The organism is Candidatus Neomarinimicrobiota bacterium, assembly GCA_018647265.1.
Lineage (GTDB): Bacteria > Fidelibacterota > Marinisomatia > Marinisomatales > TCS55 > TCS55.
Window position 1 is genome coordinate 1 of sequence record JABGTK010000116.1, and the last position, 10,495, is coordinate 10,495.

General features: G+C 39.6%; 8 protein-coding genes. 3 read left to right on the forward strand and 5 right to left on the reverse strand.

Annotated features, from left to right (window positions below):
• The 5 genes from HN459_06800 to HN459_06820 all read right to left on the reverse strand — a co-directional run.
• Positions 1 to 660, reverse strand: a 660-nt coding sequence (locus HN459_06800; GenBank protein ID MBT3479158.1) for a hypothetical protein, incomplete at its 3' end; no start/stop codon positions are given.
• 6 nt (positions 661 to 666) lie between these two features.
• A complete protein-coding gene (locus HN459_06805; GenBank protein ID MBT3479159.1) occupies positions 667 to 1,941 on the reverse strand; it encodes an MFS transporter in 1,275 nt (424 codons plus the stop codon).
• A complete protein-coding gene (locus HN459_06810; protein ID MBT3479160.1) occupies positions 1,938 to 3,206 on the reverse strand; it encodes a SpoIID/LytB domain-containing protein in 1,269 nt (422 codons plus the stop codon). The genes HN459_06805 and HN459_06810 overlap by 4 nt, the downstream gene beginning before the upstream one ends.
• Positions 3,188 to 4,210, reverse strand: coding sequence for an ROK family protein (locus HN459_06815; protein MBT3479161.1), 1,023 nt, complete (start codon positions 4,208 to 4,210; stop codon positions 3,188 to 3,190). The genes HN459_06810 and HN459_06815 overlap by 19 nt, the downstream gene beginning before the upstream one ends.
• Positions 4,207 to 5,259, reverse strand: coding sequence for a glycoside hydrolase family 3 protein (locus HN459_06820; GenBank protein ID MBT3479162.1), 1,053 nt, complete (start codon positions 5,257 to 5,259; stop codon positions 4,207 to 4,209). The genes HN459_06815 and HN459_06820 overlap by 4 nt, the downstream gene beginning before the upstream one ends.
• A gap of 57 nt (positions 5,260 to 5,316) precedes the next feature.
• Between HN459_06820 and HN459_06825 the strand changes: the two genes are divergently transcribed.
• From HN459_06825 to HN459_06835, 3 genes are all read left to right on the forward strand, one after another.
• Positions 5,317 to 8,229 (forward strand): serine hydrolase, encoded by a 2,913-nt coding sequence (locus HN459_06825; GenBank protein ID MBT3479163.1) that lies wholly within the window; start codon positions 5,317 to 5,319, stop codon positions 8,227 to 8,229.
• A complete protein-coding gene (locus tag HN459_06830; GenBank protein MBT3479164.1) occupies positions 8,208 to 9,110 on the forward strand; it encodes a DUF1460 domain-containing protein in 903 nt (300 codons plus the stop codon). Before HN459_06825 ends, HN459_06830 begins: the two co-directional genes overlap by 22 nt.
• A gap of 16 nt (positions 9,111 to 9,126) precedes the next feature.
• The coding region (locus tag HN459_06835; GenBank protein ID MBT3479165.1) for a sodium:solute symporter at positions 9,127 to 10,495 on the forward strand (1,369 nt) is incomplete at its 3' end.

The window sequence follows — 10,495 nt, forward strand, 5'->3', positions numbered from 1 at the left end:
AATCATGGTACCCACAAGAAAGCCGATCAATACAGTCACCACGGAGGGGATCGTACTGAGCAGTCCTTCCGGGTCAAATGGGATTCCCATACCACCATAGAGGTGATTATCCCCAAGGATATAGGAATCAACAATGAGGGCCAAATTGGATTTAAGGGCGTAAGGGTCGAGCCCGGCATACCATCCATGGCTCATGAGGAGAATCCAATATCCAAGAAGAAGACCCATAGAGATTATTACAATACCTTTTACGTCGGCTCGAACTACAATAAAACTGGCAAGGATATATGCCAACGCAATCCGCTGAAGGACGCCCATAATCCTAAAATGGGACCAGTCCCAATCTTGACGAATAAAGGGAAAAGCATGGAGCAATAATCCAATGGTGAAAATAGTAATTGTGCGCCAAACCACTTTTTTGAATAAGGGACCCCATTTACAGAATTCGTATTTCTCGAATGAATAACGCATGGAGATGCCGATGATAAATAAGAAAAATGGAAATACCAAATCGGTAAGTGTGCATCCATGCCATTGGGCGTGGCGGAGGGGTGCATACACATGGGCCCATGTGCCGGGGTTGTTAACTAATATCATTAAGGCAATAGTAGCACCGCGGAATGCATCTAAAGAAATAAGTCTATCTTGCTTTTCAGTCATAATGGATTAATCCTTTTTCCCAAATTTGGAATCAATGGGAAGAAATTTGATAAGTATAAGTCCCGGGATTGTAGCAACCATTACCCAAATAAAGAAATGGTAATATCCAATGGATTCCTGAAGCGCACCGCTAAACATGCTGGGAATCATCATGCCTAAGGCCATGAATCCTGTGCAGATAGCATAGTGAGCCGTTTTGTGCTCTCCCTCAGAAATCATCATCATAAATAATAAATAGGCTGTAAAACCAAATCCATAGCCAAACTGTTCAATCGCGATAAAAATATTTATTAGGAGATAACTTTCCGGTTGGGTCCAGGCCATAAATACGTAAACAAGATCTGGAAGCTTCATAGCCAGTGCCATCCATACGATCCAGACTTTTAACCCATGTTTGGCTGCAAAAAAGCCACCGGTAATTCCACCAAGGGTGAGCATAACCATACCCAATGTTCCAGTTGCAAACCCAAGTTCAATGGTGGTTAAACCAAGTCCACCCGCTTCAAGTGAATCCAGCATAAACAGGGGAGCAATTTTTACCAACTGTGCTTCCCCGAACCGATATAATAGAATAAAAACAATGACGATACCGATTTTGGGTTTTTTGAAAAAAGATACAAAAACATTGATAAAATTGGTCGCTGCTTCAGATAATTTTAAATTTGAATGTTTATGATCAGACGAAGGCTTTGGAAGCATCCAGCGATGGTAAATTGAAAAGATGATGAATAAACCGGCTATAACCCCAATGGTAATGGACCATGCAGTGGTTACATTTCCTGTGGATAGTTCTAATTTTCCCGCGAACATGACCAAGAGACCTTGTCCAAATAAAATGGCAAATCGGTAAAAGGTATTTCGAATGCCAATCATCCAAGCTTGATCGTGGGATGAAAGGGCGTGCATATAAAATCCATCGGCGGCAATATCATGGGTGGCAGAACTGAATGCCAATAACCAGAAGAATGCCATGGTATATTTAAGTGGATCAGATGAAGGAATCGTAAAAGCAACGCCCGCTAATCCAGCGCCGATTAAAACTTGCATAATTACAATCCAAAATCGTTTGGTACGGAAAATATCTACAATGGGACTCCAGATCGGTTTAATCACCCATGGTAAGTATAACCAACTGGTATAGAGGGCAATATCTGTATTGGACAGACCCAAATTTTTATACATGATAACGGAAACGATCATCACCATGGCATATGGAAGTCCCTCTGCAAAATAAAGAGAAGGCACCCATGCCCATATTTGTTTTTTTGATTGCTGATTCATGATGAATATATTGTTTTCAATTTAGTAAGGGGATAATAATGATTCAGTATTTCATCTACAGCGCATTTGGAAAATGCCATTCCCAAGGCACCAATCTGGCAAAGTCCCACACCGTGACCCCATCCTTTTCCATGAAGTATGAAATTCCCTTTATCATTTTTTTCAATCGTAAATGCAGAACTGAATAAAAATGAGGGTGACATAATATTACGAATTTCATATTCAGATTGAATTACAATGGACTGCAGGATGTCTTGAGAATCTTTGTACTCAATTCTTAGATTGATAATTCGACCGGAATCCCCGATTCTCTCCGGTATTAAATGTACAATTTTGGCCGATTCTATATTTCTTTTATCCTTTAAAGATTGAATTAATTCGCCTTGGGTCGCTTCGTATCTCCAGCGGTAGTATTGGCCTTTTTCATCCACATTGCCCATATACTTTTTGAGTGATTCTTCCGGCACAATTTCCGGACTGCAAAAGGCAACGCCCGAATTATTCACATCTTTAATGGAAACCAAATAGGGGATAGAGTCTCCCGCCCAAACATTCTCAAAATTCTCGGTGATGCCACCGCATGATTTTGAATAACGGGCATCACAAATTTTATCATCATGCACAATCACTTGGCCGAAGGTATCATCGGCACTTTGGATGGAAGCTTCAGAACAATTGGCCATTCCTTGATATCGTTGGCAGCAATCATCGTTACAAATGTCAAAGCCAAGATGGCGGTGTTTTTGTTCAATATTGGCCAAAAACCAGGAGCGCGCTACAATCGTTTGGGCCTTCAAAAATTCCGATGGACATTGAGCGCTCATTTCGGAAGTGGCAACGCATTTGAGATATTGTTCTAAGGGCAATTCATTGACGGCCATGAATTTTCCATCTATAACTGTAAATTCTAATGTTCCCCAATAAGATGCACTGATTTTCTTTTCCCAATGAAAACCACGACCGGCAGTAATGCCATCCAAGGTGATGAATGGATTTTTATGGAAAATAGATGGAATTATTTTAAATGCTGAATCTTCAATCTCCAGTTCGGGAATGATGAGTTTTCCATCCACTAAATTCAAATTTATTTGATCATTATTTTTACATGAAGGATGTAACCGGTCTCCCGTTTCAATTTCAAAACACTGGGAATCAGAAAATGAAATTTGGAGAGATGTAATGTTGTCTTCCGGAAAAATGAGGCCAACGCGTATCAGGGGCTCTTTATTTGGAATTAGTCCAGTAGTCAACATTGTGTTTTCCAAACTTTTGCCCCAAGGCCAATAATGGGCGCCGCTCTTAAATTGGACATAACTATTCGTTCTTGGTTGAATTCGCCCTCTAATAAATAATGTTCAACTATTGGCGATTCAGCCATTGTACATTTTTGTTTTATCGCTTCAACCATTGCCCCTTTGATTGCATTGCCATTGTCTGATTGGAGAAATTCTGAAAGACGCTGACCAATGACAATTCGGTCCAGCAATGTATTTTGAAATGAATGCTCAGTTTGAAGTTCTCGAGATAAACTAAATGGGTTTTTCCATCCGGAATAAATGGTTGATATACGTTCAAAAAGCAGGTCCCCTAGAACCAAACCGATTTCAGAATCTGTTTTAGATTCGCGGAGAATATTGATTCCCGACATAGATGCATAGGATTCTAAGGTTTGGCCGTTCGGCATTTTTAATTCAATTGATTTAGCGATCCAATTAGCGGCATCATCAAATGGAAGGATTTTACCTTTGAGTTTAAGTCCATCAGCAGTACCGGTACCGCCCCCAATATAATAACCGTTTTCTACATTTTGAAGTGCACCATCTTCAGCAAATTCTTCCCCCCATACGCACATATCGGCGTCACTCTCTAAGCGCTTAATTGGTTGCTCAAGATTAAGAGCTTTTTGGATTTGGTCACAAAAGTCAGGGATGCGAGGTCCATTGGCCATTGCCGCAATCCCTCGGCCATCTTCAGTTTTAATTCCCGGCATGGCAATGGCAACTCGAAATGGTTCGGATTTAGCCAATGATTGAATAACTTCCAAAACGCAATCTATATAAACTAATCCTTGTTCTTGTTCAATTGAATTGATTCCACCTTCAAATTGTTTGTCGAGGGGAAGAGGTGAAAAGTTCGAATTGAAATTCGAGTGGTCACCATAATTAATATCAACGGCATGCTTATTTAACTTAAAGGTATTGGCATTGATCTTTTCAACAATTCCGCCGGATACTTTGGTGGCACCACCATCTATACCAATAACCCTCATATTAAACCAATTCTCGATTTTAATTTTATAATTCGCTCAAATGATTTTTGAATTTGATTAGCTGATATGGATCCCTCATCTAACAATTCTAATATAATTGAATGAACTTTATGCACTATGTCTGGTTCGTAAATCAAGTTATTCCCAAAACAGAACAAATCTACACCGGCGTTTATCATCAATTGGATTACCGTTTTTAAATCATAATGCTTTGCGATGGCTCCCATTTGGGGATCATCACTAATAAGGACATCTTTGAATCCAATTTTTCCTCTTAACAGATTATTCAATATTTTAGATGACAGTGTTGCTGGAAAATCAGGATCTAGCTTTTTATTAAAAAGATGGGAAGTCATTATCGCCGGGGCGCATCCTTTATCAATAAGAATTTGATAGGGTTTTAATTCTTTTTCTGTCCAGGTTTCTGTTGCATCAACAATACCTTCATGGGTATCACCACCGGCACTGCCTTGACCGGGGAAATGTTTACAAACGGGGATGACGTTTTCTTCCAAATGCGTATTTATAAAAAGTTCAGTATGGATGGCCACAGTATCCGGATTATCTGAAAAGCAGCGTTCCTTTTTTGCAATAAAACTTTCGTGATTTATGGATAAGTCTAGTACTGGTGCAAAATTCAAATTGAATCCATTCTTCGATAATGTTCTAGCCATATGTTTAGAATGGGAATTGGTTTTTTCTTTATTATTCAATTGGCCCATTTCTGCCCAACTTTTTGAATCGGGAAAACCATACTTACTTTTCAAGCGGTTAACTTGGCCTCCCTCTTGATCCACTCCGATCAATAGTGGGATCTTACTGTAAGACTGGAGCGCTTCATTAAATTCCCTTACTTGTTTCGGCGACTGGATATTGTGTGATGAGGGGGGTGTCGTAGTTAAATTCTGGTCGTAGAGAATGACACCACCCACAGTTAAATCATTAAGGGAATCCATAAATGATTTTGCATCTTCGGGTGAAGTGCCACGGAGACCAACCATTATCATCTGGCCGGCCATTAATTTTAATTCATTGTTTGCAGAATTCATGATTTACAGAAATAAAAGTTAAAGACTTATGGGGAAAGTTCAGTTAATTTTTATGCTATGCTTTTGAGGAATTATATACTTTGTTCAGCTATCCTGTTTTCAGCTTGCGCAGGTCCTGGGCAGTTTTCATCTAATAAGTCTTGGGCTGAAAAAACGCTCGAAAAACTTACATTGCGAGAAAAGATTTCCCAAATGATGGTAGTTTCAGTGAACATGCGTTTCATGAATTATGAAAGCAGTCAATGGAAAGATATTCAAAAGCATATTGCTACGGATGGGATTGGCGTTTTGCATATTTGGTTTGGAGATGCGGGCAGCGCACTTACTATGCTTAATGATATGCAGATGAAATCGAAGGTACCGATTTTGGTGGATGCGGATATTGAATCGGGATTAGGCCGTCGTTATCCCGGTGCAGTTACACTGCCGCCCATGATGGCCATTGCCGCCACGGGTAATCCTAAATACGCGTATGAAGCAGGACGCATTTCAGCAGAAGAAAGCCGCGCCGTTGGGATTCATTTTAATTTATCTCCTGTAGTGGACGTGAATAATAATCCTAAAAATCCAATTATTAATACGCGCTCGTTTGGGGAAGTCCCGGACTCGGTTAATCGATATTCTATTGAATTTATCCGCGGACTCCATGATTATGGGATGCTGGCAACTGCCAAACATTTCCCTGGCCATGGAGACACAGAAACTGATTCCCATTCTTCATTGGCACAAATCCCCAGCGATTCGGTACGGTTATGGAATGTGGAATTACCTCCATTTCAAAAGGCTATTGATGCGGGTGTGGATGCTGTAATGGTTGCTCATGTGAATTCCCCCGATTACCAAGATCATGCCCAGGACCCAGCTTCCTTATCCAGCTTTTGGCTCCAAGATATACTTAGAGAAAAAATGAATTTTGATGGAGTCATTATTACGGATGCCATGCGGATGGGTGGTATTGTAAAAAATTACTCGGATGAATATGCACTCCTTGAGACGGTCAAGGCTGGATCGGATATTATTATCCAAAACCAAAATTTGAAGAAGTCCATTGACATAATTGAAAAAGCAGTTTTAAATGGAATTCTATCTGAAAGTCGAATTAATGAATCCGCTCTCAAAGTCCTGAAGATGAAAGAAAAGGTTGGTCTTCACCTTAATAAAACCATTTCTATCGATTATACCCATAGGGCAATGGGTAAAGCTGCCAACTTCAAAATGGCTAGAGAGATTGCAAAAAAGGCTATCACCATAGTGAAGAATGAAGGCGGAATTTTACCCCTACAGCCTTCTCTAAATGAAAAACTTTATGTGGTTGATCTTTATGATGGCCCTAATGATCATAGTGAAAGTAGTTTTACCAAACAGTTAAAAACCAACGGCCGCAAAGTTGTATCGTTCCAAATTGATAAGTCGGACAGCTCAGTTGTTGCAAATTATATCCTAAGCCAAATACCGAAAGATGGTATTGTTCTTCTCAATGCATTTGCTAATCCCACAGAGCATAAAGATGAAATATTCCTGCCAAAAGTTGAATCTGAATTCGTAAATGCATTAATAAAGAAATGTGAAAAAGTAGTCATTACCAGTTTTGGCAGTCCCTATCTAATTCAAGATTTTCCCAATACACCCGTTTACATTTGTGCCTATAAAAGCAGTGAAATTCTTCAAACGGCTGCGGTGAATGCAATAAAAGGTAAATCCGATATTACCGGAATACTTCCTGTAACTATCCCGGGGGTTGCAAAGAATGGAACCGGACTTCCTATTAAAGCGAAGAAATGGTTGATTGGGAATTCAAAGTGGCAACCGGGAAAAACCCTAAAACGCATCAGTCCTTCCGAAATTTCAACAGATATTGAACAAGTAAAAGATTATTTATCCCAAGCAGTGGCAGATTCCGCATTTCCAGGTGGAGTACTCTTGGCGGCCAAGGATGGTAAAATATTTCTACACGAGTCTTTTGGGTATCATACTTATAAAAAAGATGAGCGAGTAACCCGAGGTGACATTTATGACTTAGCCTCAATTACTAAGGTGATAGCCACAACGTCAGCAGTTATGAAATTGGTAGATCAAAAGAAACTTTCACTTGATGATAAAGTGGTGGATCACTTACCCGGGTTTAAAGGGAATCAGAAGAAATATTTTAATCAAAAATCCGAAACAACAATTCGGCATTTAATGACCCACACGGCTGGATTGCCACCCTTTAAGCAATACTATTTAATGAAAAGCAATTTGGAAACCCGATTGGATTCTATCATGAATACAGAACCAACAATTGGATTGGAAGAAAAGACGATCTATTCCGACGTTGGTTTAATTGCCCTGGGCAAAGTTATTGAATCGGCGTCGGGAGTACCGCTTGATTTATTGGTGGATTCAATTATATTTACACCTCTTGGTATGAATTCAACATATTTCAATCCACCAAGAAAAAGGATAAAGCGAATCGTCCCTACGGAATACAGTAATCTATATGGCGAATTGATTCGTGGATATGTTCATGATGAAAATGCCCATAGCATTGGAGGCGTGGCCGGTCATGCCGGGCTATTTTCCACAGCCAGCGATTTGGCGATATTCAGCCAAATGATGTTGAATGAGGGGATTTATGGTTGGAAGCGAATTTTTAAAACTGAAACAGTTAATCTGTTTACGCAAAGAGCGAATGTTGTTGAAGGCAGTTCCCGTGGTTTGGGGTGGGATACTCCAGATGGTAAAGCATCAGGTGGTGTATATTTATCTGATAAAAGTTTTGGCCACACGGGCTATACGGGAACGTCATTGTGGATAGATCCAGAGAATGATATATTTGTTATTTTGCTAACTAATGCGGTTCATCCAAATCGTTCCTATAAAGATCCTAAATATTTTAATTGGCGACAGAGGATTCATTCTTCCGTTTATGAGTCAGTGGGGATTAGGGAGGAAACCCCGAACCTTGAATGGCGCAAAAAATGGAATTGATAAGTAAAAAGGAAAAAGACATAAGAAAATTTTCTTTATCTTTATTTACTTCTTATTTAATACTACCATTTTCCTTATTTCTTTTTTTAGGATGTAGCAAATCTGATAATTGGGTAAAATCTCTTCCAAAGCCATGGACATTATCTAGAGAACAGATTTCTGAAATTCTACCAAAATTCCATCAAAAATTCCCGGACTTCCATGATCGATTAAAGGCCTTCGCGATTTGGCAAGTGGGAAAGCCATACGAATTATTTTGTCTTGGTGAAGAAGTGGGTGTGGACAAAGACCCCATCTTTAGGTTAGACGTCTCCGATTGTACTGTCCATGTACTTACCAGTTTGGCCAGCGTCCAGAGTCTAAGTTGGGATGAAGCCAAATCCAATCTTATTGATATTCATTATAAACCGAACGACATGGGATTTTCAAGCCCAACCTATAAAAGTCGTTGGCATTACACGACGGATAGAATTCAAGATCACCCTTCAACACAAAATATAACTTCATCTCTTATTCAAGAAGATTTTCTGAAATCAATTTCTATTACGTTAAATAAAAAGGAAGATGGAAAGTCCTTTCTCGATTTGGGATGGGAAAAGCCCATGGTACTTCAATACATTCCCAGTGAGTATTTAAATGCAGAAATACTCCAAAAATTGCCAGTAGTGGTTGGCGTGGCATTCGTAAAAAAATCCTATTTTAAGATGGGATTAGTGGTAGCTCATGAAGGAATGATTATTAATCAAAAGAATATCATTCATGCATCCTCTGAGTTTGGTGAAACTGTAAATATGGATTTTATAAAATATTATTTTCGCGCAGATGGTTCCCTATTTGACGGGGTGCTCTTTTATTCATTTCATCCGTTGAATGATTCTTGAAACCAAGCTTGAGTTAATGCACTGGATAGATCTAACAATTATTTTCATATTCATGGCGGGATTTTCTGCCTACGGACTTTGGCAGAGCCGATTAAATAAATCATCAGAAGACTATTTTTTAGGCGGACGGAATTTGCCTTGGCCAGTGGCTATGCTGTCTATCGTGGCGACAGAAACTTCAGTGCTAACTTTTATCAGTGTCCCAGGGTTGGCTTACCGTGACGACTGGTTTTTCCTTCAATTGGCTATTGGGTATATTATTGGTCGAATATTGGTGAGTTTGTTTTTATTGCCCCAATATTTCAAATCGGGCGTCACATCTATTTATGAGATTATTGGACATAAATTTGGATCAGGGATTCAAAAAACGGCATCGGGCGTATTTTTAATCACACGAATTTTAGCCGATGGTGTGCGTTTTCTAGCTACGGCGGTTGTGGTTCAGGTTATCACTGGTTGGTCGCTGCCCATGGCTGTAATAATTATTGGCATTGTTACATTGGTCTATACTCTTTCCGGTGGAATCCGAACTATAGTTTGGGTGGACAGTATCCAATTTGTCCTCTATTTATTCGGGGGTGTTGCATCCATTATTATCGTATTGAACCATCTTGATCAATCATTGTTTGAGGTGCTACCCATTTTAACCGAACAGGGTAAACTGGCTATATTCAATTTGGAAGGTAATTTGATCAAAGAACCCTATTATTTCATGAGTGCCATTGTGGGAGGTGCATTACTTTCATTCTCATCTCACGGTGTGGACTATATGATGGTTCAGCGGGTCTTGGGGACGAGAAACTTGACGGCGGCCCGTAAAGCAATGGTTGGCAGCGGAATATTTGTATTTCTCCAATTTGGGGTATTTCTTTTAGCTGGATCATTAATCTATCTATTAATGGGTGGCGTTGAAATCGAAAGAGATCGTGAATTCACAACTTTTATCGTGGATTATCTTCCGGTTGGATTGAAGGGAGTTTTGCTCGCGGGTGTCCTTTCTGCAGCGATGTCCACACTCAGTTCATCAATTAATTCATTAGCTTCATCCACGGTTACCGATTGGTTGGGCGGAAATCAATCCATCAGAAGATCTCAACTGGTCAGTTTGATTTGGGGATTAGTACTAATTGCAATTGCTCTTTTATTTGATGAAAGTGATTCTGCAATTGTAATTGTAGGATTACAAATTGCCTCCTTTACCTATGGGGGGTTATTAGGGTTGTTTCTCCTTAGTAAAATGAAACGGGATATCCATCCGGTCAGTTTAATGGTTGGACTCATTTCCAGCTTATTGATTGTCTTTTATTTAAAGCAAGTTGGTATTGCATGGACCTGGTTTATTGGTATTTCGGTAGTTACAAATATGTTTATTACCCTTTTGATTG

Bases quoted from the DNA above. Each gene is read 5' to 3' on its own strand.
- HN459_06805 (MBT3479159.1), bottom strand. From the start codon at position 1,941: ATGAATCAGCAATCAAAAAAACAAATATGGGCATGGGTGCCTTCTCTT.
- HN459_06815 (MBT3479161.1), bottom strand. From the start codon at position 4,210: ATGAGGGTTATTGGTATAGATGGTGGTGCCACCAAAGTATCCGGCGGA.
- HN459_06820 (MBT3479162.1), bottom strand. From the start codon at position 5,259: ATGAATTCTGCAAACAATGAATTAAAATTAATGGCCGGCCAGATGATA.
- HN459_06825 (MBT3479163.1), top strand. From the start codon at position 5,317: ATGCTTTTGAGGAATTATATACTTTGTTCAGCTATCCTGTTTTCAGCT.
- HN459_06830 (MBT3479164.1), top strand. From the start codon at position 8,208: ATGGCGCAAAAAATGGAATTGATAAGTAAAAAGGAAAAAGACATAAGA.